Source organism: Lentzea terrae (assembly GCF_003265345.1).
Lineage (GTDB): Bacteria > Actinomycetota > Actinomycetes > Mycobacteriales > Pseudonocardiaceae > Lentzea > Lentzea terrae.
In genome coordinates, this window is sequence record NZ_QFWW01000016.1 from 28,836 (window position 1) to 51,356 (window position 22,521).

The window sequence follows — 22,521 nt, forward strand, 5'->3', positions numbered from 1 at the left end:
CCGAAACGTGTTCTCGGTGAGTCGACTTGCCTGGAACTCCTACACCATAGCGCCAAACCCGCTCAGAACTATAACCTGTTCTAGTCTGAGTCACCGGGGAGGTGCGATGTACGACGTGATCGTCGTCGGCAGCGGCGCGGCAGGCATGACAGCCGCGCTCTGCACCGCTCAGCACGGCCTGCGCACCCTCGTCATCGAGAAGGCCCAGCACTTCGGCGGCTCGACCGCGCGGTCCGGCGGCGGCGTCTGGGTGCCGAACAACCACGTCCTCACCGCGGCCGGCCCGGCGGACTCGCCCGAGCAGGCCAACGCCTATCTGGAGCACATCGCCGGGGACGTGCCGGCCGACCTGCGCGCGGCGTTCCTGGACGCCGGACCGGCGATGCTGGCGTTCGTCGCCGCGCACACCCCGTTGAAGTTCCGCTGGGTCCGCGACTACGCCGACTACTACCCCGAGGCCCCCGGCGGGCAACCCCGCGGACGCTCGGTCGAGCCCTTGCCGTTCAACCCGAAGCTGCTGGGTGACGACATCAAAAACCTGGAGCCGCCGTACGTGCCGACCCCGGCGGGCATCATCATCACCCAGAGCGACTACAAGTGGTTGACGCTGATCGGCCGACACCCTCGCGGCCTGCTCACCGCCATGAAGGTCTTCGCCCGCCGGTTCCTTCCGGGCAACCGGCTCACGATGGGCCAGGCGCTGGCGGCGGGACTCCGCGCGGGTCTCAAAGCGCTGAACGTCGAGGTGCGCCTCAACACCGCCATGACCGACCTGCACTACGAGAACGGCCGGATCGCCGGAGTTCTCGTCTGCGAGAAGCTGATCCTGGCGAAGCACGTCGTGCTGGCGTCCGGCGGGTTCGAGAACAACGAGCAGATGCGCAAGCAGCACCAGGACATCGGTACTGAATGGACAGTCGGCGCCAAGGCCAACACGGGTGACGGCATCGAGGCCGGCGTGCGCGCGGGCGCGGCCGTCGGGCTGATGGACGAAGCCTGGTGGGGGCCATCGGTTCCGTTGCCGCGCGGCCCGTTCTTCCTGCTGGCCGAACGTTCACTGCCCGGATGCGTGCTGGTCGACAGCACCGGTCGCCGGTTCGTCAACGAGGCCGCGCCGTACATCGACGTGGTGAAGGCGATGAACGGCAAGACCTGGCTGGTGTTCGACCACGCCTACCGCAGCCGCTACCCGTTCTGCGGCGTCCCGCCACGCAGGCCTTTGCCACGCCGCTGGAAGGACTCCGTGCTCACCGCTCCCAGTCTGGAAGAACTGGCTCAGGAAGCCGACCTCCCCGAGCTCACCGAGACCATCCGCCGGTTCAACACCCTCACCGTGGACGGCAAGGACACCGACTTCCACCGCGGCGAAAGCGCGTACGACCGCTACTACGGCGATCCGCGCAACCACCCGAATCCCAACCTCGCGCCGTTGACGACCGGACCGTTCTACGCGGTCAAGATCGTGCCCGGCGATCTCGGCACCAAGGGCGGCCTGCGCACCGACGCCAACGCGAGAGTGCTGCGCGAGGACGGTTCGGTGATCGAGGGCCTGTACGCGGCGGGCAACACCATGGCTTCCGTGATGGGCCACACCTACGCGGGCGCCGGCGCCACCCTCGGACCGGCGATGACGTTCGGATACCTCGCCGGCCTCGACATCTCTGGAGGAACGCGATGACGCAGGACGCCGTACGCACGATCGACACCGGCGCGCCTCCAGCGCGGTTCGCGCGCGGCTGGCACTGCCTCGGCCTGGCCTCCCACTTCCGCGACGGCAAACCGCACGCGGTCGAGGCGTTCGGCACGAAGCTCGTCGTCTTCGCGACCGAGGACGGCAAGATCAACGTCCTCGACGGCTACTGCCGGCACATGGGCGGCGACCTCACCCAGGGCACGGTCAAGGGCAACGCGGTGGCCTGCCCGTTCCACGACTGGCGCTGGGCGGGCAACGGCAAGTGCGTCGAGATTCCTTACGCCAAACGGGTTCCGCTGCGGGCACGCACCCGCTCGTGGATCACGATGGAGGAGAACAAGCAGCTCTTCGTGTGGAACGACCCGCAGGGCAACCCGCCGCCGGAGCACGTGACGATCCCGCGCATCGACGCCGCGTTCAGCGACGAGTGGAGCAACTGGACGTGGGACTCGGTGGTGATCGACAACGCCAACTGCCGCGAGATCATCGACAACGTCGTCGACATGGCCCACTTCTTCTACATCCACTTCGCGTTCCCGACGTACTTCAAGAACGTGATGGAGGGCCACGTCGCGTCGCAGTACCTCACCACGCGCGGACGGCCGGACGTCGCGATGGGCTCGAACTACACCGGTGATGTGGAAGTCCGTTCGGAGGCCTCGTACTACGGGCCGTCGTACATGATCGACTACCTGTGGAACGACTACAAGGGCCTCGAGATCGAGACGGTGCTGATCAACTGCCACTACCCGATCTCGCCGACGTCGTTCCGGTTGCAGTGGGGCGCGATCGTGAAGAAGCTGCCCGGTGTGTCCGACGAGCACGCCGACAAGATCGCCGCGAAGTTCGCGCGGGGCATCGGCGTCGGGTTCATGCAGGACGTGGAGATCTGGCAGAACAAGACGCGGATCGACAACCCGTTGCTGTGCGAGGAGGACGGGCCGGTCTACCAGCTGCGGCGCTGGTACGAGCAGTTCTACGTGGACGTGGAGGACGTCACCGACGACATGGTGCGGCGCTTCGAGTTCGAGGTCGACACCAGCCGCGCGGTCGAGGTGTGGGAGAAGGAGGTCGCCGAGAACCTCGCCAGGAGGGAACCAGCACCTCAGGAGACGGCCACGTGAGCGAGCGCGACGAGTTTCTCGTCGGTGGCATGGTTCCCGTGCGGTGCGACTGCGGGAACCGGGTGCTGGTGAAGAAGAACAGCCCGCAGCACACGAGCGTGCAGTGGTTGTCCGACACCAGCTCGTGTCCTGAGCTGTGCGGGCCGCGCTCGGCGTTCGTGCCGACGTGCCTGCGGCTGCGGGACAGCATCGAGAAGGCCGTGCGCGATGGGACGCTGGAGGTCGCCGATGGCTGAGGTGCACCGGCTGCGGGTCGACGCCGTGATCGAGGAGACCGCCGACGCGCGCTCGTTCGTGCTGTCGGGCGTGGACTTCGCGGTGCGGCCGGGCCAGTTCCTGACCGTGCGGGCGGGTGACGTGGCGCGCTGCTACTCCCTGTCCAGCGCGCCGGGTGAGCCGTTGAAGATCACGGTCAAGCGCACACCGGACGGCTACGGGTCGCACTGGATGTGCGACCAGCTCAGCGAGGGGTGCGAGCTGGACGTGCTCGCACCCGCCGGAGTCTTCACTCCCGCGTCTTTGGACGGGTCGCTGCTCGCGTTCGCGGCCGGCAGCGGGATCACGCCGGTCATGTCGATCATCAGGGCCGTGCTCGGGGCTTCTGGCCGCGTGTTCCTGTTCTACGCCAACCGGGACGAGAGCTCGGTGATCTTCGCCCGCGAGCTCGACTCGTTGTGCCGCGAGCACCCGGATCGGCTGACCGTGGTGCACTGGCTGGAGTCGGTCCAGGGGTTGCCTCATCTCGGTGCGCTGCGGGCGTTCGTGCGGGAGTGCGACGAGGCGTTCGTGTGCGGGCCCGGGCCGTTCATGGAGGCTGCCCGGAAAGCTCTGCACGACGTTCCGGTCGTGCACGTCGAGAAGTTCGTGTCGTTGTCCAGCGATCCGTTCTCGGACGTCGAACCCGTGGCCGACGACCGGCCGGACGCCGTGGTCGAGGTCTCGCTGGACGGCGCCGAGCACCGATTTCCGTGGCCCGCGCGGCAAAAGCTGCTCGACCTGTTGCTGGAGAAGGGACTCGACGCGCCGTACTCGTGCCGGGAGGGTGCGTGCAGCGCGTGTGCGTGCCGGCTGGTCGAGGGCGAGGTCAAGATGCTCAACAACGACGTGCTCGACTCCGAGGACATCGCCGACGGCATCGTGCTGGCGTGCCAGTCGGTTCCGGTCACCGACACGGTGAAGATCACCTACGAGTGAGGGGTTGCTTCATGCCGATCGACCCGGACGTCGCGATCGGGGCGGAACTTCCCGAGATCAAGTTCTCCTGGACGCACTCGGACGTGCTGCTCTACCACCTGGCTTTGGGCGCGACGGAACTCCGCTACGTGTATGAAGAGGGCTTGCGGGTGCTGCCGACGTTCGGCGTCGTCGCGCCCCGGTTCCACGAGACCGCGCCGCCGGTCGTGTCGTTCCCCGGCGTCGACATCGACCTCGCTCGGGTACTCCACGGCACGCAGGAGATCACCGTGCACGCGGCCCTCCCGGCCGAGGGCGAGGCGGTGCTGCGAACGCGGATCGCGGACGTCTGGGACAAGGGCAAGGCGGCAGTGATCGTGCAGGAGTCGACGGCCGTGACGCCGGACGGCACCGCCTTGTACACCACGCGGTCCAGCATCTTCGCGCGTGGCGAGGGCGGGTTCGGCGGTGAACGCGGGCCGTCCGGCAAGGTCGAGCTGCCGGACCGCGAGCCGGATGACGTGATCGAGACCGCGACGCTGCCGCAGCAGGCTTACCTGTATCGGCTGTGCGGGGACCGGAACCCGTTGCACGCCGATCCGGAGTTCGCTGCCCGGGCTGGCTTCGACCAGCCGATCCTGCACGGGCTCTGCACGTACGGGGTGGTGTGCAAGGCGGTGATCGACGCGCTGCTGGACGGACCGGAGCAGGTGCTGTCGTTCGGGGCGAAGTTCGCGGGCGTGGTGTTCCCCGGCGAGACGCTGACGACTCGGGTGTGGCGGAACGGCTCGCAGCTGGTGCTGACGACTTCCGCGGCAGACCGGCCCGTGCTCACCGACGCCGTGCTAACCCTGACGGGGTGACACCGGGCCCCCGCGAGCCGGCAGCGCGGCGACCCGTCGATCCTCGTTGTCCCGCACCCGAGGCTCGTAGTGGTCGTGGAAGACCGTGCACACGAGGTCCCGTCGACTGTGGACGCCGGTCTTCGCGAAGATGCTCTTGAGGTGCTGCTGGACCGTGACCGGGGAGATGACCAGTGCTTCGGCGATCTTCGCGGTGGCCAGTCCCTGCAGCACGAGCCTCGTGATCTCGCGCTCACGAGGCGTGAGCCCGTAGGCCGCCATCAGGACCGTCGCGATCCGAGCACGCGCGACGGGTTCGATGATCACGGCCGCTCGGGTGCCCTCCGGCAGCGCCATGCGGGTGCCGTGGAGCAGGAACCACCTGCCCGAGCCGGCACGCACCCGCGCCACGGCTCGTTCCTCATCTGTGTGTGCGCGAGCCGCGACCGACAGGACGGCGGCCGGAACGCCGCCATCGCGGGTGTTCAGCTCGTCGAGCCAGCGGATCGCGTTGGGAGACGCCGACTCGAGCGCCAGCCCGTCGCCCACGACCACCAGCCCGGGTCCGTCCGGCCAGTCGGGCTCGGCTGCCTCGCCGATCAGCAGTCCACGCCGCACCCCGCCGGCCAGGTGCGGTGCGATGCAGCGCAGGAAGGCGAGCTCGGCGGCGTCGAACTCCGGCTGGCCCGGTGCCCGGTTGAGCCGCAGGGTGCCCCAGTTCTGGCCGGTCGGGTCGCGCAGCGCCACCGCGGCCTCCTGCTCGATGCCCCTCGGGCGCAGGTACTCGCGGAAGACCGTGCTGCGTTCCGGCTGCCCACCGGTCACCTCGTGCAGCGTCTGGACGCCACTCGGGTTCTCGATCACGTCCGCGGTCTTGTTCACGTCATCCGCGACGTACTCCCAGCGCGTTTGCTCACCGGCGTCGAAGAAGCAGTCGCCTTCGAAGTGGACGCTGGTGATGAGGTGCGACGCCGGGTCGACGGTGTTCCAGAACGGCGGCGCGCCACCGATCGGGACAGCGCGGGCCACCGTCACGCCCGCCGCCTCGAAGAAGGCGTGCGTGTCGAGTCCCGCGCCGGCCAGCCGGCGAACGCGTTCGCCGGCCTGCTCCTTCGACAGCCGTGCCATGCGGTCTCCCAGTCGCCGGGACGACTTCACGGTAAGCCGGACGGGCCGGCTCTGCCAGATTTCTGGAATGGACCGAGGCCCTGGTCAGGGCGACATTCGAGGGGTCCTGTTCCGTTCGAGACCGAGGAGACGTGACATGGCCGGAGCAGACCTGGTGCGCAGGTACGTCGACGCCTTCAACGCTGGTGACCTCTCCGCCCTCGGTCCGTTGTACGCCGAGGACGTGCTGCTCACCGACCCGCTCTCGCCGCAGCCGACCAAGGGCCGCGACGCCGTGGTCGCCACGGCCGCCACGTTCAGACAGGCCTTCCCGGACATGGTGTGGACGCTCACCTGGGAGCCGGTGGTCGCGCACGACGGACTCGCGTGGGAGGCGCACGCGACGGGAACCATGCTCGGCCCGATGCCCGGCCCCGGCGGTGAGATTCCACCGACCGGCAAGGGGTTCGCCGTGGACATGGGCATCTTCTGGACGCTCGGGCCCGACGACCTGATCGCCGAGGAACGCGCGTACTTCGACGGTTCCGGAATGATGGCTCAGGTCGGACTGTCCGGCTGACCGCTCCCTGCGCTGACGACGGCCTCGATCCCCTCGTCCCAGCGGTGCTGTCCCCGCAGGTGCACTCCCCCGATCCACCGGTCGACGCCGTTCAGCGCCACGTGATCCGCCCGCCCGGCAAGCACTTCCGCTCCGGCGGGCGTGAGCTTGAGGGTCGTGTGCCGGTCGATCGGGCCGGACGCGGCGTCGAGCAGCGGGACGGTCGCGCGCGCCAGCCGTTCCATGATCGCGAAGCACCACGTGTCGCCCAGGTAGGGACGCGTCTCCCTGGCAGCGGCGCGAACGAACGCGGTGCCGGCGTCGGACGCACCACCGGCGACGGCGGCCAGCACGCGCCGTTCGGTCAGCGCCAGACCGTCGCGAGTGGACGGATACTCGCGGCCCAGGCGGTCGAACGCCTCGCCGAGGAACCGGAGCTCGCCCGAGCGGGTGGCGGCGATGGCGGCCAGGCCTTTCGGGGCCGGTGCGCGGAATGCGGCCCACGCCCGTGCCGCGAGTTCCAGCGCGGGCGGTGTCAGCCGTGCGCATGCTTTCGTGGCGGGCAGCTCGCGCAACTGGTCCGCGGTCAGCTCGCCGAGACCGCCAAAACGGGCGATGCCCGGATACTCACCGATGCAGATCAGCGTGATGCGTTCGGCCGGCACACCGAGATCCGCCAGCCGGTCGAGGATCTGGATGATCTGCAGCTGGTCGTAGAGGTCCGCCTCGAACCACAGCACGTACTCGCCGTCCCTGGCCGCCTCCAGGGTGCGGTCCCGCTCGGCGAACATGGCCGCGCCCTCGTCGGCGTTGTTCTGCGCGAGGAACTCGGCCCTGATCCGGCGGAGCTCCTCCGGCCCCACGGCAGGCACCGGTCCTTCGTGCAGGGAGTCGCGCCAGTAGACGACCTGCCGCGCGGGCACGTCGGTGCTGTCGCCGTTGCTCACGTGCAACGCCTCGTCGAACGTCATGTCGGTGGTGACCTCCGTTCCAGTGCTGCCAGCCGCAGTTCTAGCTGGTCGATCCGGTGACGCAACAGGGTCACCTGGGCTTCGAGGCCGATCTCGCGCTCGGCCCGCCGCTGGATCCGGGGCGACTTCGCGGCCCGCTCCACGACGGCGTCGAGCGGCACCAGGCGCTGCGGCCCGTTCGGACCGTCGACCAGGCGCGACTCGATCTCGCCGTTGCGGTACCAGGAGCGCAGGGCCGAGCGCGACACCCCGGTCTCCGCCTCGGCCTGCGCGAGCGACACCCACGGCGTCTCGTCCAGCTGCGCGAACAGCCGCAGTTCGTCCTGCCAGCGGGAGAGCCGGTCTTCCCATTCGCCTGACATTGCCACCCCACCCTGTCAGTGACACAGCATTGACATGGTCAATCATAGGCGCGCACGCTGGGTTTCATGTTTGAGAGATTCACCGGGGAGGCCCGCCAGGTCGTCGTCCACGCACAGGAGATCTCGCGGGGGTTGCAGCACAACTACATCGGGACCGAGCACGTGCTGCTCGGCCTGTTCGACGCGCCGGCCGGAGTCGCGGCCAGGGTGCTCCACCGCGCCGGGCTGACCAAGGAGTCGGTGCGGGCCGACGTGATCGAGATCGTCGGCGCCGGCACCGAGCCGCGAAAAGAAGGGCACATCCCCTTCACGCCGCGGGCGAAGAAAGTGCTCGAGCTGTCGTTGCGCGAGGCGCTCGCCCTCAACCACAACCACATCGGCCCGGAACACATCCTGCTGGGCCTGATCAGGGAGGGCGAGGGGGTCGCGGCCAAGGTCCTCGTCCGGCAGGCCGACGACCTGGACCGCGTGCGCAGGCTGGTGCTGGCGGAGATCGCCGAACCGTCCGCCCGCACCCAGAAGTCCACGACGGCGGCGGAAGAGGCGTTCTCCGCCGCATCGGCGCTCGCGGGTGCGGGCCCGGTCGGCAGCCACCACCTGCTGGAGGCGCTGGTCCGCTCCGAGGGCAGCATGGCGGCTCGCGTGCTCGCCGACCTCGGTGTCGACCCGGAAGCCATCGCCGCGAAGATCGACGAGCTCGATCCCGAAGGCACCACGGACGCCACGCCGGAAGAGGCCGCGGCGCGCAAGATGGAGGTGCGGCTGACCGAGGACGAGGTGCAGCTCGTGTTCCGCGACGAACAGACCCTAGACCTGGTCCGGCGCATCACCGAGGTGACCGGCGGCCCGATCCGCGGCACCGGCCCGGTCGCCGGCGACTTCGTGCCGCTGTGGACGTCGACCAACGAGCTGCTGCACAAGCTGCTCGGGTACCTCCAGCCGGTGCAGGAGGAGGAGCCCAAGGGGCTGCTGACCATGATGCGCAAGGTGATGCGGGACCGCCTACGACGCGCCTAGGCCGCTCGTCGGAACGCCGGTTCCCGCGGTGACCAGGACGTGGTTGACCTCAGCCACCTGGTTCACCGCGGGACCGTCCCGTGCTCGCCAACGCGGTGCTCAGCCTCGGAGAGCCCACCGCTGGTTCGTTCCGCCGTGACACGACCAGAGAATGACTTTCGTGCCGTTGGTCGTGCCGCCGCCGTTGGCGTCCAGGCACAGACCTGACTGCACGCCGGAGATGGTGCCGTTCGAGTTGACGTTCCACTGCTGGTTCGCACCGCCGTGGCAGTCCCAGATGATCACCTGGGTGCCGTTGGTGGTGCCCTGGCCGTTGGCGTCAAGGCACTTGTTGCCGTAGATCTGCAACCTCTTGTCCGCCGTCTGGGTCCAGCGCTGCCGGTCGGCGCCCTGGCAGTCCGCCAGTTGCGTCTGGGTGCCGTTCGTGCCGGCCGGCGCGTCGACGCACCGGTTGGACTGGCTGCCGACGATCTGCACGCCCGGCCGCGAGTTGGCTGGTGCGTAGCCGGCCGCGGTGATGTTGGCCTGCACGGCGTCCTCGGTGGCGTTCGACGGATAGCCGGAGGTGAGCACCCCCTCGAAGAACGTGCCGGCGCCGGTGACGCTGTTGTCGCCGCCGATGCCGAGGAGGATCGCGCCCTGCTTCTTCATCGGGTGGTAGCCGTTGGGACGCGGGCCGTCGAACATCGTCGACAGGCCGCCCGACTGCGCGTTGCCGCCGCGGATCGCCCAGTGGTTCGGCTCGCCCTTGACGATCGCCGTCACGAAGCGGTGGTTGATGGTCGGGTTCCTGTTGTACCCGGCGTTCACACCGGAGAACAGCCCCCACTCCAGGTCGGCCATGATCCACGGGCCGGGACCGTCGCCGTAGCCCCACTGCTTGCTGGATCCGAAGTAGACGGTCTCCATGATGGCGGGGCTGTCGGCGGTGTTGGTCGTCTGCGCGTTGCCGTAGTCGAAGCAGCACCACTGGTTGTAGTGCTGGCCGTCGACGACCGCGTAGATGCCTTCCGGCTGGTCACCGGTCGCGACGCCGTTCGTCCTGTTGTTGCGGTAGCCGGTGCCTGGCGAGATGCGGACGCCATAGGCCTTCTGACCGCCGACGCTGATCGGTGCGGCCTTCGCGTCGGCGAGCTTGTCCCATCCGCCGGGCTCGGGCCCCTTCCAGTAGCCAGGAGGTGCCTGGGTGAGGTGGTTACCCCGGCCCGACTGGTCGTAGATGATGCCGATGAGACAGGTCGCGGTGGCGCAGAACGCGTCCTGGGCGGCGCTGTCGGCCACACCGCCCGCGCTGAGCACACCGACGTCCCGCGTGGCGTTGTCCGAGGACCTTCTGACTTGGTAGAGCGGGCCGTTGTAGTTGCCGTACAACGCCCTAGTGGTGCTGTGCGCGGCCACGCAGGGCGTGCCGCCGGTGGCATAGATGTCGCACGGACCGGATGCTGCCGCCCGTGCGCTCGGCTCTTCGGGAAGAGCGATGGCGGAGGCGGTGAGCGCGAGTGACGCCGCAACGGCGATGGTGAAGCGGCTTGATCGACCCTTCATACCTGTCGATGCCTTCCATTGGGATGCCCCAGATCGAACCGGTTCGTCGAAACCCGAGGAGTGGGCTGAGTACCGTCAACTGCTCAACATCCCTCAGTTGACGGTACCCGGCAAGGCGCACCCGTCGAACGAAGACGTCTATGGTCGAACCGATTCGATGGAGTCGGCCAGTACCAGGCCGCTGGTCGGGACGCCGGTGCCCGCGGTGACCAGGACGTGGTTCACCTCAGCCACCTGGTTCACCGCGGTGCCGCGCACCTGCCGGACACCCTCGGCGATGCCGTTCATGCCGTGCAGGTAGGCCTCACCGAGCTGACCGCCGTGCGGGTTGAGCGGCAACGTCCCGTCCAGTTCCAGCGCACCCGACGCCACGAAGTCCTTGGCCTCGCCCCTTCCGCAGAAACCCAGCTCTTCGAGTTGAACGAGGACGAACGGTGTGAAGTGGTCGTAGAGCACCGCGACGTCCACATCGGACGGACCGATGCCCGACTTCTCCCACAGGCCTCGCGCCACCACGCCCATCTCGGGCAACCTGGTCAGGTCGTCGCGGTAGTAGCTGGTCATCGTGAACTGGTCCACGCTGCTGCCCTGCGTGGCAGCCTTGATGTGCGCGGGCTTGTTCGGCAGGTCGCGGGCGCGTTCTGGTGAAGTGACGACGATGGCCACGCCACCGTCGGTCTCCTGACAACAGTCGAGCAACCGCAACGGTTCCGAAATCCACCGAGACGCCTGGTGGTCGTCGAGCGTGATCGGCCGGTTGTGGAACCAGGCGTGCGGGTTGGTGGCGGCGTGCTTGCGGTCGATCACGGCGATCCGGCCGAAGTCTTCGCTCGTGGCGCCGTACTCGTGCATGTACCGCCGGGCGAACATCGCGACCATCGCGGCCGGCGTGCCCAGCCCCATCGGATACGACCAGCTGTTGTCGATGTTCACCGCCGCCGCCGTCTGCACCTGGCCGAACCGGTGCCCGGACCGTTCGTTGAACGCGCGGTAGCACACGACGACCTTCGCCGCACCGGTCTCGACCGCCATCGCGGCCTGCTGCACCGTCGCGCAGGCCGCGCCGCCGCCGTAGTGGACGCGGCTGAAGAACGTCAGCTCCGGGATGCCCAGCTCGCGCGCCACCGCGATCTCGGCGTTGGTGTCCATGGTGAAGCTGACCAGACCGTCCACATCAGACGGTTCCAGCCCGGCGTCCTGCAGTGCGGCCCGGACAGCTTCCGCGGCCAGCTGCAGTTCGCTGCGCCCGGAGTCCTTGGAGAAGTCGGTCGCGCCGATTCCCACGATCGCGGCGGTCATGCCGGCACCTCGATCTTCACTGTTCCGGTGACGTGGTCACCGTGCCCGGTCCTGCCGACGACCTCGATGGTCAGGTCCTGATCGCTTCTGCCTATCACCTGGCCGAAGAACTTCAGCGTGTCGTAGGCGTAGCAGGGCGCGCCGAGCCGGATGTTCACCTGACGCACCAACGCCTCCGGGCCCGCCCAGTCCGTGACGTACCGCTGCACCAGGCCGGTGGTGGTCAGGATGTTGATGAAGATGTCCTTCGACCCGCGCTGGATCGCCAGGTCGCGGTCGTGGTGCACGTCCTGGAAGTCCCGCGTCGCGATCGCGGTGCTGATCACGAACGTGGGCGTGGCCTCGACGTGCCACTCCGGCAGGGAATCACCGATCCGCACGGGGCCTCCAGCTCGGCATCGTCAGTTCGTCGTCGACCTTCGTGAACACGACCTCGACCGGTAGCCCGATGCTCGGTTCGCCGTCGAGCTCGCCGAGCATCCGCACGCCCTCGTCCAGTTCGACCAGGGCGACGACGAACGGGGTCTGCTTGCCCGGCACCTGCGGGTGGTGGTGCACGACGTAGCTGTAGACCACGCCGCGGCCGTCCGAGACGAGGTACTTCGGTTTGGTGGCACCGCATTCCGGGCACATCGGGCCGGGTGGGTGGCGCAGCAGGCCGCAACCGCCGCAGCGTTGGATGCGCAGCTCACCTTCCCGGCAGCCGTCCCAGAAGTACTCGGTGTCGCGGTTGATCGAGGGCCTGATCGCCTGTGCTTTTGGTGCTTCTGGTTGCTGCACCGCTTTCTCGGCCGGGCGGAACTTCAACACCCGGAACCGCATCTCGGCCACCGGCTCGTCCCCGACGTACCAGGTACTCCTCGTCGTGACGAACCAACCCTCGCCCAGCGCCGTCTTCTTCGGCCCCGTCACGTCCTCCAACGTCGACGTCACCGACAGGTGCTCACCCACGCGCAAATACCGGTGGTACGTCTGGTCGCTGTTCGTCGCCACGACCGACGTGAACCCGGCCTCGTCCAGGATCTTCATCATCGCGCCGAGCGGGTCGTCCAGCGTGCGCTGCCCGTGCAGCCCACCCATCGTCCACACCTGGACCATCGCGGGCGGCGCGACCTCGGTGTAGCCGGGATGCCGGTCGCCGAGCGCCTCCAGCCAGTTGTTGATCATCGGCAGGTTGACCGGATCCCGCGCCAGCCGTGGCGCCGACTCGCCCTGTTCGGCGATGCGCGCCGCTTCTTTCTCGATGTCGATCATCGCACCACCCGTGGTAGGCCGAGCCCGATGTTCGCGATCAGCTCGCGCTGGATCTCGTTCACGCCCCCGCCGAACGTGAGCACGAGGTTGCGGCGCGCCTGCACGTCCAGCCACCGCACCAGTTCCGCGTCGGCGCCGTGCCGTCCGACCAGCTCGTCCAGCAGCCTGCCGACGCGCTGGGTGCGGTCCGCGGCGAACACCTTGGTCGCCGAAGCGTCCGCAACCGACACCTCGCCGCTCGCGACCTGCCAGTTGAGCAGCTCGTTCACCCGGTGCACGGCCCGCGCCTCCGCCAACGCCCGGCGCACGTCCGGCAGATCGAGCAACTCGCGTTCGGCGGCCCAGCTGTGGACCCGCTCGAGCAGCGCGCCGAGCCTGCCGGACGGCCCGAGCATCACGCGCTCGTGGTTGAGCTGGGTGGTGATCAGCCGCCAGCCCTTGTCCTCCTCGCCCACTCGCCTGTTCAAAGGCACTCGCACGTCGTTGTAGTAGGTCGCGTTGACGTGATGTGCGCCGTCGCACGTGATGATCGGCGTCCACGAGTAGCCGGGGTCCTGGGTGTCGACGATCAGGATCGTGATGCCCTTGTGCCGCGAGTCCGGCGCACCGGTGCGGCAGGCCAGCCACACGTAGTCGGCGTCGTGCCCGCCCGTCGTGAACGTCTTCTGCCCGTTGACGACGTAGTGATCACCATCGCGAACCGCCTTGGTGCGCAACGCGGCCAGGTCGGTGCCCGCCTCCGGTTCGGTGTAGCCGATGGCGAAGTGGAGGTCGCCGCTGAGGATGCGCGGCAGGAAGAAGTCCTTCTGCTCCTGCGTGCCGAACGCCTGCAACGTCGGCCCGACCGTCTGCAGCGTCACGTACGGCAGCGGGACGTCCGCGCGCGCCGCCTCGTTGACGAAGATCTGCTGCTCGACCGGCCCGAAGCCGAGGCCCCCGTACTCGACCGGCCACCCGACGCCGAGCCTGCCGTCGCGTCCGAGCCTGCGCACCAGCTCGCGGTAGGTCGCGCCGTGCCGTTCGGTCAGCATCGCCTCGCGTTCCAGCGGCGACATGACGCCGGCGAAGTACTCGCGCAGCTCGTCGCGCAGTTTCCGTTGTGCGGCGGTGAGATCAATGAACATCGATGGCCCCCAAGCGGTGCTCCACTCCGCCGACGAACCGCGTCAGCTCCTTGGCCATGCCGTAGTAGCGGTGCATCGGGTAGGTGATGTCGAGACCGAGTCCGCCGTGCAGGTGGTGGCAGGTGTGAACGGCGGGCAGCGCTTCCGCCGCCAACCAGTACGCCGCAACATCAAGATCGCCCTCGTCGAGGCTCCAGCACGCAGTCAACGTCGCCAGGTGCAGGGTGCGGGACGCGATGTAGACGTCCGCGACCTGGCACGCAGCTGCTTGGAACGTCGACAGCGGCTTGCCGAACTGGTGGCGGGTGCCAACGTGCTGCACGGTCAGATCAAGCGCTCCGGCAAGCACACCGTCCGCCACCGCACACGCCCCGGCCAGGGCGAACCGGCGCAAATCCGCGCCGTGCAACTCGTCCCCGCGGGCACCGTCGAGGCGCACCGTTCCGTCCGAAATGGACACACCTGACTGCGCCGGATCCACGACGAAGACCCCGGCGTCGGTGCTGACGAGAATCCGTCGCGCCTCGGCTGCGTGCGGCACGTTGATCTTCACACCGGAAATGCCGTCCGGTCCCGCCGTCGTGCTCGGCCGGGCCGGTAGCGGTGCCGACGGCTCGCTCAATGCGGCCGTCAGCACGCCGTGCTGCTCGCTCACCAGCGGCAGCAACTCGTCCTGCTGCTCGGGAGTGCCGTGTGCGACGATCGGCAGCACGCCCAACGCGAGCGTCGCCAGCGCCGGCACGTCCACTGCCCGCCGCCCGACCTCGGTGAGCAGCACGGCGGTTTCCAGCACGCCGAGCCCATCGCCACCCAGTCGTTCCGGTACGGCCAGGGACAGCAATCCCGCCTCTCCCAAGGCTTTCCAGGGGGTGTCGCTCTCCCTGCCCAGCACGTCGGCCGCCAACCGCGCGATCTCCAGTTGGGTTTCATCAAGACTGAAGTCCATCAAGGCTCCCTCGGCAGACCGAGAATTCGCTCTCCCGCCAGGTTCATCAGCACCTGCGTGGTCCCGCCCGCGATGCTCAGACACCGCGTGAGCAGGAACTCGTAGATCTCCTGACCGTTCACCGCACCGTCCGGCCCGAGCAGCTCGACCGCGAACTCCGCGACGTCCTGCCGTTGCCGCACCCCGACCAGCTTCCGCACGCTGGACTCCGCGCCCGGCTCCTGTCCGCTCAGCACCCGCAGACTCGCGCGCTGGTCCAGCGTCGCGACCGCGAGCCCTTGCGCCACCAGCTCTCCCAGCCGTTCCGCGTGGTCAGCGGCAACGTCCGACTGCAAAACCCGTTCGAGCGACTCGCCCAGGGACGACCCCATCGCGACCCGTTCGTTCGCGAGGGTCGTGCGCGCCAGCCGCCACCCGTCGTTCACGGAACCGACCACGCACGAGTCGGGCACGAACACGTCGTCCAGGAAGACCTCGTTGAACCGGGCGTCGCCGGTGATCTCCCGCAACGGCCGGATCTCGACGCCGGACGACCGCATGTCCACCAGGAAGTACGTGATGCCCTTGTGCTTCGGCACCGACGAGTCCGTGCGGGCCAGGCAGATCGCCCAGTCGGCCTCGTGCGCGAGTGACGTCCACACCTTCTGCCCGGTGATCCGCCAGCCGCCGTCCACCCGGACGGCCTTGGTGCGCAACGACGCCAGGTCCGACCCGGCCTCCGGCTCGCTGAACAGCTGACACCAGGTGAGCGAGCCGCGCAGGGTCGGCCGCACGAACCGTTCCTGCTGCTCAGGCGTTCCGTGCCGGAGGATCGTCGGCCCTGCCCAGCCGCCGATCACCAGGTCCGGCCGGCGCACCCCGGCGCGAGCGAACTCGTCGTCGATCACCAACTGCCGGGCCGGGTCGGCGTCCAGCCCGTACGGCCGCGGCCAGTGCGGCACGAGATAACCGCTGTCCGCCAGCCGTTCCCGCTGCTCCGCCACGTCCAACTGAGCGAGCTCCGCTGCGAACGCCCGCACCTCGGGATCACCCGAGAACTCGACCGCGTGCGACCGCCGCATCCCCTGCAACGCCAGTTCCGCGACGCGCCGCCGCCACCGCGCGACACCGCCCGCCAACTGCTGCAAGGCCAACGCCCGGCGCAGATAGCGGTGCGCGTCGTGCTCCCAGGTGAAACCGATTCCACCCAGGACCTGGATGCAGTCCTTGGCATTCCGGACCGCCGCGTCCAGGGCGACGGCCGCCGCAACCGCGGCAGCCAGCGGATGTTCGTCCTCACCGACCGACGAAGCCGCGTCCCACGCGACCGACGAAGCCTGCTCGGCCCGGCACAGCATCTCCACGCACAGGTGCTTCACGGCCTGGAACGACCCGATCGCACGCCCGAACTGCTGACGCTGCTTGGCATACGAGACCGCGGTGTTCAGGCACCACGCCGCGACGCCGCTCGCCTCGGTCGCCATCAACGTCACCGCGAGGTCCGTCGGATCAGCGACCGCAACCCCCGGCGAGTTCACCACCACCGACCCCAGCGACCGCGAGAGGTCCACCGCGTCCAGCGGCGTCACGGTCACGTCAGCAGCCGGCACGAGCATCCAGGAGTCCGTCCGCACCAGCAGATGCGTCGCCTCGGCCGCACCGATCACGTGTTGAGACGAAAATCCGAACCCGGCGACTCCCTCGAAACCGGGCTGCAGCACCGACACCAGCGCCGTGGGCAGCAACGGCCCCGGCACCAGGTTCTCGGCCGCCCGCTCCAGCATCACCGCGAGATCGGCGACCGTGCCGCCCTCCCGCGTCACCTCGAAGAACCCGACCCGGACGAGGTCGGCCCACTCGCCCTTGGCCGCGTCCACGCTGTCGCGCAACGCGCGTTGTTCCCCGGTCGTGGCGATCGGCATGCAGCCTCCTCCAATACGTGAAGGAGTTTATAGAACGTGTTCTAATTCTAGCAACAGATCATGGCCGGGATACCGATCGAGTATGATGCGGAGGCAGCTGCAACACGTTTCAGGAGGATCATCTCCGTGTCACCTTCGAAGTCGCGCACGGACGCGCTCATGGCGGGCGAGGAGCTCAGCTCCGCGGCCCAGCGCGAGCGCCGCAAGCGGATCGTCGACGCGACCATCGCGCTGGCGTCCAAGGGCGGGTTCGACGCCGTCCAGATGCGCGCCGTGGCCGACCGGGCGGACGTCGCCCTGGGCACGTTGTACCGCTACTTCCCGTCGAAGGTCCACCTGCTCGTGTCCAGCCTCGGCGTGGAACTGGAGCGCGCCCAGGAGAAGATGGACCGCGCCACCGTCCCCGGCGACAGCCCCTACGAGCGCGTGCTGTTCGTGCTCGGCCGCATCACCCGCGGCCTGCAGCGCAACCCGCACCTCACCGAGGCGATGACGCGCGCGTTCACCTTCGCCGACGCCTCCGCGGGCGCCGAGGTCGACCGCGTGGCGTGGCTGATGGAGAGCATGTTCACCCGCGCGATGAGCGACGAGGAGCCGACCGACGAGCAGAAGGCCATCGCGCGCGTGATCGGCGACGTGTGGCTGTCGAACCTGGTCGCCTGGGTCACCCGTCGCGCCACGGCCACCGACGTCGCGAACCGCCTCGAGCTCACGGTGCGCCTGCTGCTGAAGTAGGTCGTCCTGCGGGATGACCCCGGAGTCACACCCCCGAACGATGCCGGTGCACGCCGTGCGCCCTACCGTCTGTCCTATGAAGACGCTCGTGGTGGTACTCGGCCTGCTGGCCGTGATCGCCGGTGGCACGGTTTTCCTGGTGCAGCAGTTCGGTGGCTGGAACACGCTGGTCGGCAAGGCCTGGGCCGTCACCTACGAGGTGACGACCGAACCGGCCGCCGACCTGCCCATGCGGATCGAGTACCTGGAGAACCCCGACCGCTACCGGAAGGAATCGCCGCACGTCATCTCGAAGGCCACCACCGTCCCGTTCCAGTACGAGGCGGTCATCAACGCCGGTGAGAAGGCAGAAGTCAGCGCGACTCCTGCCGGCAACCAGGTGCTGACGTGCCGCATCCTGCTCGACGGCGTGAAGGTGCTCACGAGCGCGACGGCCAAACCCGGCGAGAAGGTTACCTGCGAGACGGTGACCGCGAGCTGAGCTCACGCGGGCAGCATCGGTGCGGCCGCGAGGCCGAGTGGACGTTCGGCGAACGCCCGCTCCGCATCCACGGCGTAGCAGCGGTTCTCGCTCGCGTCGCCCAGGACCGAGTCGACCCAGCCCTGGACCGACGCGAGAGTGTCCGCCTCCCACAGGCAGGTCACGAGGCTCAGGTCCTGGGCAGGGTAGAACTGGAGCACCTTGACGCTCGTGGGAGCGCCGTCGCCGGAGATGAGCCGCTGCCCGCGCTGCAAGGCGTTCTCGGGGTTCTTGATGTGGTGGTGGACGATGACGTACATGACGTGCCTCCTCGTGCTGGAACCGATGGGCACGACGCTAGGCAGGACGGACCAGGGCCCGCCTCGCTCGGACTGACCAATCCCGGTTCGAGGCCGGTCACCAGGATTGACCACGAGCCTCACGCGAGGTGGTGCTCGTGGGCGAACGCGCTCGCGGCCGTCCGCGACGAGACTCCGAGCTTGCCGAAGATGTTCTGCAGGTGCCGGGCGACGGTGTGCTCGCTCAGGAACAGCGTCGCGGCGATCTGGCGGTTGCTGCGGCCGGTCGCCACCAGGCGGAGCACCTCGACCTCGCGGTCGCTGAGGCCGTGCCGGTCGTCCGGCGCGAGCGCGGCGAGCTCCGGTCGTGCGCCGAGTGCCGTGAACGTCTCCAGTGCCGCTTGCAGTTCCAGGGCGCAGGACTCGGGGTCGCCCAGCGAGGCGCACGCCCGTGCGATCAGCACCCGGCTGCGGGCAGCGTCGTGCGGCGCCTCGATCTGGTGCCAGGTCTGCCACGCCCGGCGTGCCTCGGTCAGCGCGGCCTCGAAGTCGCCCGTCGCCAACGCCAACGCCGCGCGGGCGTGCCAGAACATCGCGTTGATGGCCTCGTTCTCCTGCTGCTGAGCGATCTCGCGGAGGTCGCGGCACGCACCGGCAGCCGCGTCGAGGTCGCCTGCGGCCAGCATGATCTCGACGTAAGCCGGCAGGAGTGCGACGCGCGGCAGCCCGCGGGTCGTCTCCGCCACGGCCCTGCGGACCATCGCGGCCGCGACGTCGGGTTTCCCCTGCGCCAGCCGCAAGAGCGCGTGCCCGGGTTGCGGTTCCCTGCCCAGGGAACTGGCCCGGCGGTACGACTCCTCGGCCGCGCCGAACTCCCCGCGCAGGCGGTGCACCTCACCTTCGCGATAAGCCGCGTCACCTCGCGCCCGCTCGTTCAGGGCACCCCGAGTCAGCTCCTCGCCCACCCGGCCGAGCTCCACGAGCGCCTCGTCCCACGCTCCGCACACCGTCATGACCTCGGCGCGGTGCACCAGACAGACACCCTTGTGCGCCACCATGTTCGGCTGCCGCGCGCACCACCGGGTGAGCGCGGCCGTCCATTCCCTGACCCGGCGCAGCTGGTAGACCTCGCGGCAGAAGGAGATCGTGTTGCAGTAGACGATGCCGGCGACGATCGGCGAGAGTTCGCCCGTGGTGACGGCGACCATCGTCTCGTCGATCAACCGCAGGCCGTCCGGTGCGCGCCCGGCCCGGACGAGCGAATGCCCCTGTTCCATCATGCCCAGCGCGACCAGGTCGTCGTCACCGAAGCGCTCCCCCACCTCGATGATCTCGGCGGCCACCGCGCCCGCCGCTGCGGCCTCGCCGTTGATCAGGTGGTTCAGCATGTCCGTGATCAGCACGTAGCCGCGTTCGGCCACGTCGCGCTGCTCTCGTTCGAGCAGGCGCCGTGCCCGGCCGAACCAGCCCAGTGCGGGCGCCAGCTGCCCGTGGAACAGCAGGCTGTGGCCGATCCAGAACGCGCACCGCAGCGCCCGCATCGGCGCACCGGCCCGCAGGTGGGCCTGATGTGCCTGTTCCAGCGCGTTCACGTACTCGTCGTCGCGGCCGAGCATGTAGGCGGTCTGGGCGAACAGCTCCAGGTCCGCCGCGTCCAGGGGTCCTCCGGTGAACGCGGCGTAGGCGTCCCGCCAGTTCGCCTCGGCGAAGCACCGGCGTCCGAGCTCGAGGTCAGGTTCCACGACCACCTCCGACCGCCGCGTCATCCTGGCACAGGTCACGCCTTTCAGCCGGGTGAAACGACACGGCAGGGCGAACCAGACAAAACGCCCCGATACATCGGATCTCTGGTACTGCAACTCACGTCAACGGCCCCAGATTCGGCATGTTGGCGCATTGACCCATCGGAGCAGTACTGCTTGTGTGGCCCCGAGCACAGGGGGTCACATGACGACCAGCAGACGGCAGTTCTTCGGTCAGGCGGCCGCGGTCTCGGCCGGAGTCGCGTTGACGTCGCCGGCCGTGGAGGCGATCGCGGCGGTCGACGCACCGGCTCCCGGTGTTGTCGAGGTGGCGTTCAGGGTCAACGGCGAGCGGCAGAAGCTCAGCATCGATCCTCGGGTCACGCTGCTCGACGCGCTCAGGGAACGCCTCCAGCTCACCGGCACGAAGAAGGGCTGCGACCGCGGACAGTGCGGCGCGTGCACGGTCCACGTCGACGACCGGCGCGTGCTGTCGTGCCTCACGCTGGCGGCGACGTTGCAGGGCAAGGAAGTCACCACGATCGAGGGCATCGCCGACGGCGACGACCTGCACCCGGTGCAGCGGGCGTTCATCGACCACGACGGCTTCCAGTGCGGGTTCTGCACGTCCGGGCAGATCATGTCGGCGGTCAAGGTGGTCGAGGAACGCGAGGTGCGCACCGACGACCAGATCCGGGAAGCCATGTCCGGCAACATCTGCCGCTGCGGCGCCTACCCGAACATCCTCGACGCGATCAAGCAGGCCAAGGGCGGTGAACGCTGATGCGCGCGTTCGACTACGCCACCCCGTCGTCCGTCACCGACGCGTTGAAGCTCGCCAGGCCGGGGTCCGCGTTCCTGGCCGGCGGCACGACGCTGGTCGACCTGATGAAGCTCGACGTCCTGACGCCGGACCGGGTGATCGACGTCAACGGCCTGCCGCTCAAGGGCATTCGGCTGCACGCCGGCGCGTTGCGGATCGGGGCGCTGGAGCGGATGAGCGACGTGGCCGCGCATCCCGTCGTCACCGCCACCCACCCGATGATCTCGAAAGCACTGCTGCTCAGCGCGTCCGGCCAGCTGCGGAACATGGCGAGCATCGGCGGCAACCTGATGCAGCGCACCCGATGCGACTACTTCCGCGACGTCACGTCGGCCTGCAACAAGCGACTGCCCGGCAGCGGCTGTCCCGCACTGACCGGGATCAACCGCGGCCACGCCATCCTCGGCACGAGCGACTCCTGCGTCGCGACCCACGCCAGCGACGTCGCGGTCGCGTTCGTCGCGCTGGAGGCCCAGGTGGTGCTGCGCGGCAAGGACGGCGACCGGACCGTGCCGCTCGAGGACTTCTACCGCCTGCCCGGCAGCACACCGGAACGCGAGAACGTGCTCGGGCCCGGTGAGCTGATCGCCGAGGTCGTCGTGCCCGTGCTGCCCTGGGCCAGGCACTCGACCTACCTCAAGATCCGCGACCGGCAGTCCTACGAGTTCGCGCTCACGTCCGTCGCGGCCGCGGTCAACCTCAAACGCGGTGTGGTCCAGGACGTCCGGCTCGCCGCGGGCGGTGTCGGCACGAAACCGTGGAGGTTACGGGCGGTCGAGGAAGCGTTGCAGGGCAACGTGGCCGTCGAACGAACCTTCGCCGACGCCGCCGAGTCCGCTGTGGACGGAGTACGGACGTTGCCGCACAACGCGTTCAAGACCAGTCTGTTGAAGCGCACGATCGTCCGCGCCCTGCTCGACGCGGCAGGTGTGCGATGATCGGGCGCTCGGTCGACCGGGTCGACGGCCGCATCAAGGTCACCGGCGCGGCACCGTACGCCGCCGACACCAAGATTCCCGGTGTCGCCTACGGCTACCTGGTCACGAGCACCATCGGCCGCGGCCAGGTCACCGCGATGGACACCGCAGCGGCAATGGCTTCCCCCGGCGTGCTGGCTGTGTACACGCCGTTCAACCCGCTCAAGCTGTTCGCGTACGTCCAGGAGCAGAGCGACGAGCGCTTCCCGCCGTTGCAGGACAAGGAGGTGCGGTTCTTCGGGCAGGCCATCGGGTTCGTCGTCGCGGAGACCTTCGAACAGGCCCGCGACGCCGCCGGGCTGGTCACCGCGACCTACCAGCACCAGCCGCCGGTCACCGAGTTTCCCGGCCGGACCGTCCAGAAATTCGAGGAGGTCGAAGAAGTCGTCGGCGCCCAGACGTTGGGCGACATCACGTTCACGGCGACCTACACGACTCCGTTCCAGCACCACTGCGCCATGGAACCGCACGCGACGGTGTTTTTTAACGGTGTCGCAGGGCGCGCTTCTGGTGCAGCGCAGGCTGTCCGAGACGTTGGGCCTGGATCCGGCGAAGATCCACGTGCTCA

22 protein-coding genes and 3 pseudogenes are annotated in these 22,521 nt (G+C 68.9%); 13 read left to right on the forward strand and 12 right to left on the reverse strand.

All coding sequences use genetic code 11. The features are described from left to right. Positions 1–106 precede the first annotated feature (106 nt). The 5 genes from DI276_RS21085 to DI276_RS21105 are packed head-to-tail and all read left to right on the forward strand — an operon-like array spanning position 107 to position 4,853. The gene (locus DI276_RS21085) at positions 107–1,678 is read left to right on the forward strand and encodes an FAD-dependent oxidoreductase (protein WP_112265907.1); all 1,572 of its coding nucleotides are present in this window, start codon (positions 107–109) and stop codon (positions 1,676–1,678) included. Beyond that, positions 1,675–2,817 carry a Rieske 2Fe-2S domain-containing protein gene (locus DI276_RS21090; protein ID WP_112265905.1) on the forward strand — a complete coding sequence of 381 codons (1,143 nt, stop codon included), beginning with the start codon at positions 1,675–1,677 and terminating at the stop codon, positions 2,815–2,817. Before DI276_RS21085 ends, DI276_RS21090 begins: the two co-directional genes overlap by 4 nt. Continuing rightward, positions 2,814–3,053: a hypothetical protein gene (locus DI276_RS21095; RefSeq protein ID WP_456298521.1), complete on the forward strand. Its 240-nt coding sequence runs from the start codon at positions 2,814–2,816 to the stop codon at positions 3,051–3,053. The genes DI276_RS21090 and DI276_RS21095 overlap by 4 nt, the downstream gene beginning before the upstream one ends. After that, positions 3,046–4,011 (forward strand): 2Fe-2S iron-sulfur cluster-binding protein, encoded by a 966-nt coding sequence (locus DI276_RS21100; protein WP_112265903.1) that lies wholly within the window; start codon positions 3,046–3,048, stop codon positions 4,009–4,011. The genes DI276_RS21095 and DI276_RS21100 overlap by 8 nt, the downstream gene beginning before the upstream one ends. An 11-nt stretch (positions 4,012–4,022) precedes the next feature. Next, on the forward strand, positions 4,023–4,853 hold the full coding sequence (locus tag DI276_RS21105; RefSeq protein ID WP_112265901.1) for a MaoC/PaaZ C-terminal domain-containing protein: 831 nt from the start codon (positions 4,023–4,025) through the stop codon (positions 4,851–4,853). Here the strand turns inward: DI276_RS21105 and DI276_RS21110 are convergent. Beyond that, entirely contained in the window at positions 4,836–5,960 is a 1,125-nt protein-coding gene (locus tag DI276_RS21110; protein ID WP_112265899.1) for a helix-turn-helix transcriptional regulator, read from the reverse strand. The genes DI276_RS21105 and DI276_RS21110 overlap by 18 nt on opposite strands. A 136-nt stretch (positions 5,961–6,096) precedes the next feature. On the opposite strand from DI276_RS21110, the gene DI276_RS21115 reads away from it, so the two are divergent. After that, on the forward strand, positions 6,097–6,519 hold the full coding sequence (locus DI276_RS21115) for an ester cyclase (protein WP_157984848.1): 423 nt from the start codon (positions 6,097–6,099) through the stop codon (positions 6,517–6,519). On the opposite strand, the gene DI276_RS21120 is transcribed toward DI276_RS21115, so the two are convergent. Both DI276_RS21120 and DI276_RS21125 read right to left on the reverse strand, forming a co-directional pair. Further along, positions 6,498–7,469, reverse strand: a complete 972-nt coding sequence (locus DI276_RS21120; protein ID WP_112265895.1) for a DUF1835 domain-containing protein — start codon at positions 7,467–7,469, stop codon at positions 6,498–6,500. The two genes, DI276_RS21115 and DI276_RS21120, sit on opposite strands and share 22 nt — an antisense overlap. Further along, positions 7,466–7,831 (reverse strand): excisionase, encoded by a 366-nt coding sequence (locus tag DI276_RS21125; protein ID WP_112265893.1) that lies wholly within the window; start codon positions 7,829–7,831, stop codon positions 7,466–7,468. The genes DI276_RS21120 and DI276_RS21125 overlap by 4 nt, the downstream gene beginning before the upstream one ends. 66 nt (positions 7,832–7,897) lie before the next feature. Here DI276_RS21125 and DI276_RS52205 point away from each other — a divergent pair. Together DI276_RS52205 and DI276_RS52210 are read left to right on the forward strand one after the other, a co-directional pair. Beyond that, positions 7,898–8,317: pseudogene (locus DI276_RS52205) on the forward strand (Clp protease N-terminal domain-containing protein); the annotation flags it as partial. Between the two features lie 108 nt (positions 8,318–8,425). Then, positions 8,426–8,848, forward strand: a pseudogene (locus tag DI276_RS52210) (Clp protease N-terminal domain-containing protein); the annotation flags it as partial. Between the two features lie 99 nt (positions 8,849–8,947). Here DI276_RS52210 and DI276_RS21135 read toward each other — a convergent pair. From DI276_RS21135 to DI276_RS21165, 7 genes are all read right to left on the reverse strand, one after another. Beyond that, on the reverse strand, positions 8,948–10,393 hold the full coding sequence (locus tag DI276_RS21135) for an arabinofuranosidase catalytic domain-containing protein (RefSeq protein WP_112265889.1): 1,446 nt from the start codon (positions 10,391–10,393) through the stop codon (positions 8,948–8,950). Between the two features lie 138 nt (positions 10,394–10,531). Continuing rightward, entirely contained in the window at positions 10,532–11,692 is a 1,161-nt protein-coding gene (locus DI276_RS21140; RefSeq protein WP_112265887.1) for a lipid-transfer protein, read from the reverse strand. Then, positions 11,689–12,072 (reverse strand): MaoC family dehydratase, encoded by a 384-nt coding sequence (locus tag DI276_RS21145; RefSeq protein WP_112265885.1) that lies wholly within the window; start codon positions 12,070–12,072, stop codon positions 11,689–11,691. The genes DI276_RS21140 and DI276_RS21145 overlap by 4 nt, the downstream gene beginning before the upstream one ends. Further along, on the reverse strand, positions 12,059–12,943 hold the full coding sequence (locus DI276_RS21150; RefSeq protein ID WP_112265977.1) for a bifunctional MaoC family dehydratase N-terminal/OB-fold nucleic acid binding domain-containing protein: 885 nt from the start codon (positions 12,941–12,943) through the stop codon (positions 12,059–12,061). The genes DI276_RS21145 and DI276_RS21150 overlap by 14 nt, the downstream gene beginning before the upstream one ends. Then, a complete protein-coding gene (locus DI276_RS21155) occupies positions 12,943–14,070 on the reverse strand; it encodes an acyl-CoA dehydrogenase family protein (RefSeq protein ID WP_112265883.1) in 1,128 nt (375 codons plus the stop codon). Before DI276_RS21155 ends, DI276_RS21150 begins: the two co-directional genes overlap by 1 nt. Next, positions 14,060–15,016 carry an acyl-CoA dehydrogenase family protein gene (locus DI276_RS21160; RefSeq protein WP_112265881.1) on the reverse strand — a complete coding sequence of 319 codons (957 nt, stop codon included), beginning with the start codon at positions 15,014–15,016 and terminating at the stop codon, positions 14,060–14,062. The genes DI276_RS21155 and DI276_RS21160 overlap by 11 nt, the downstream gene beginning before the upstream one ends. After that, positions 15,016–16,917 (reverse strand): acyl-CoA dehydrogenase family protein, encoded by a 1,902-nt coding sequence (locus tag DI276_RS21165; protein ID WP_112265879.1) that lies wholly within the window; start codon positions 16,915–16,917, stop codon positions 15,016–15,018. Before DI276_RS21165 ends, DI276_RS21160 begins: the two co-directional genes overlap by 1 nt. A gap of 159 nt (positions 16,918–17,076) precedes the next feature. On the opposite strand from DI276_RS21165, the gene kstR reads away from it, so the two are divergent. Both kstR and DI276_RS21175 read left to right on the forward strand, forming a co-directional pair. Then, complete coding sequence (gene kstR, locus DI276_RS21170) at positions 17,077–17,652, forward strand: cholesterol catabolism transcriptional regulator KstR (RefSeq protein WP_232836801.1); 576 nt, start codon at positions 17,077–17,079, stop codon at positions 17,650–17,652. A 76-nt stretch (positions 17,653–17,728) separates the two neighbouring features. Further along, entirely contained in the window at positions 17,729–18,133 is a 405-nt protein-coding gene (locus tag DI276_RS21175) for a hypothetical protein (protein ID WP_112265875.1), read from the forward strand. Positions 18,134–18,135: 2 nt separating this feature from the next. On the opposite strand, the gene DI276_RS21180 is transcribed toward DI276_RS21175, so the two are convergent. Both DI276_RS21180 and DI276_RS21185 read right to left on the reverse strand, forming a co-directional pair. After that, on the reverse strand, positions 18,136–18,432 hold the full coding sequence (locus DI276_RS21180) for a hypothetical protein (protein ID WP_112265873.1): 297 nt from the start codon (positions 18,430–18,432) through the stop codon (positions 18,136–18,138). Positions 18,433–18,551: 119 nt separating this feature from the next. Beyond that, entirely contained in the window at positions 18,552–20,153 is a 1,602-nt protein-coding gene (locus DI276_RS21185) for a helix-turn-helix transcriptional regulator (RefSeq protein ID WP_198680787.1), read from the reverse strand. Positions 20,154–20,358: 205 nt separating this feature from the next. Here DI276_RS21185 and DI276_RS21190 point away from each other — a divergent pair, with 205 nt between their 5' ends. The 3 genes and pseudogenes from DI276_RS21190 to DI276_RS21200 all read left to right on the forward strand — a co-directional run. Further along, positions 20,359–20,937 (forward strand): (2Fe-2S)-binding protein, encoded by a 579-nt coding sequence (locus DI276_RS21190; RefSeq protein WP_112265869.1) that lies wholly within the window; start codon positions 20,359–20,361, stop codon positions 20,935–20,937. Further along, positions 20,937–21,914, forward strand: coding sequence for an FAD binding domain-containing protein (locus DI276_RS21195; protein ID WP_112265867.1), 978 nt, complete (start codon positions 20,937–20,939; stop codon positions 21,912–21,914). Before DI276_RS21190 ends, DI276_RS21195 begins: the two co-directional genes overlap by 1 nt. Beyond that, positions 21,911–22,521: pseudogene (locus DI276_RS21200) on the forward strand (xanthine dehydrogenase family protein molybdopterin-binding subunit); the annotation flags it as partial. The gene DI276_RS21195 and the pseudogene DI276_RS21200, both read left to right, overlap by 4 nt.

Excerpts from the sequence above, each read along its gene's own strand:
- DI276_RS21085 (WP_112265907.1), top strand. The coding sequence starts at position 107 with ATGTACGACGTGATCGTCGTCGGCAGCGGCGCGGCAGGCATGACAGCC.
- DI276_RS21090 (WP_112265905.1), top strand. The coding sequence starts at position 1,675 with ATGACGCAGGACGCCGTACGCACGATCGACACCGGCGCGCCTCCAGCG.
- DI276_RS21100 (WP_112265903.1), top strand. The coding sequence starts at position 3,046 with ATGGCTGAGGTGCACCGGCTGCGGGTCGACGCCGTGATCGAGGAGACC.
- DI276_RS21105 (WP_112265901.1), top strand. The coding sequence starts at position 4,023 with ATGCCGATCGACCCGGACGTCGCGATCGGGGCGGAACTTCCCGAGATC.
- DI276_RS21110 (WP_112265899.1), bottom strand. The coding sequence starts at position 5,960 with ATGGCACGGCTGTCGAAGGAGCAGGCCGGCGAACGCGTTCGCCGGCTG.
- DI276_RS21115 (WP_157984848.1), top strand. The coding sequence starts at position 6,097 with ATGGCCGGAGCAGACCTGGTGCGCAGGTACGTCGACGCCTTCAACGCT.
- DI276_RS21120 (WP_112265895.1), bottom strand. The coding sequence starts at position 7,469 with ATGACGTTCGACGAGGCGTTGCACGTGAGCAACGGCGACAGCACCGAC.
- DI276_RS21125 (WP_112265893.1), bottom strand. The coding sequence starts at position 7,831 with ATGTCAGGCGAATGGGAAGACCGGCTCTCCCGCTGGCAGGACGAACTG.
- DI276_RS21135 (WP_112265889.1), bottom strand. The coding sequence starts at position 10,393 with ATGAAGGGTCGATCAAGCCGCTTCACCATCGCCGTTGCGGCGTCACTC.
- DI276_RS21140 (WP_112265887.1), bottom strand. The coding sequence starts at position 11,692 with ATGACCGCCGCGATCGTGGGAATCGGCGCGACCGACTTCTCCAAGGAC.
- DI276_RS21155 (WP_112265883.1), bottom strand. The coding sequence starts at position 14,070 with ATGTTCATTGATCTCACCGCCGCACAACGGAAACTGCGCGACGAGCTG.
- DI276_RS21160 (WP_112265881.1), bottom strand. The coding sequence starts at position 15,016 with ATGGACTTCAGTCTTGATGAAACCCAACTGGAGATCGCGCGGTTGGCG.
- DI276_RS21165 (WP_112265879.1), bottom strand. The coding sequence starts at position 16,917 with ATGCCGATCGCCACGACCGGGGAACAACGCGCGTTGCGCGACAGCGTG.
- kstR (WP_232836801.1), top strand. The coding sequence starts at position 17,077 with ATGGCGGGCGAGGAGCTCAGCTCCGCGGCCCAGCGCGAGCGCCGCAAG.
- DI276_RS21175 (WP_112265875.1), top strand. The coding sequence starts at position 17,729 with ATGAAGACGCTCGTGGTGGTACTCGGCCTGCTGGCCGTGATCGCCGGT.
- DI276_RS21180 (WP_112265873.1), bottom strand. The coding sequence starts at position 18,432 with ATGTACGTCATCGTCCACCACCACATCAAGAACCCCGAGAACGCCTTG.
- DI276_RS21190 (WP_112265869.1), top strand. The coding sequence starts at position 20,359 with ATGACGACCAGCAGACGGCAGTTCTTCGGTCAGGCGGCCGCGGTCTCG.
- DI276_RS21195 (WP_112265867.1), top strand. The coding sequence starts at position 20,937 with ATGCGCGCGTTCGACTACGCCACCCCGTCGTCCGTCACCGACGCGTTG.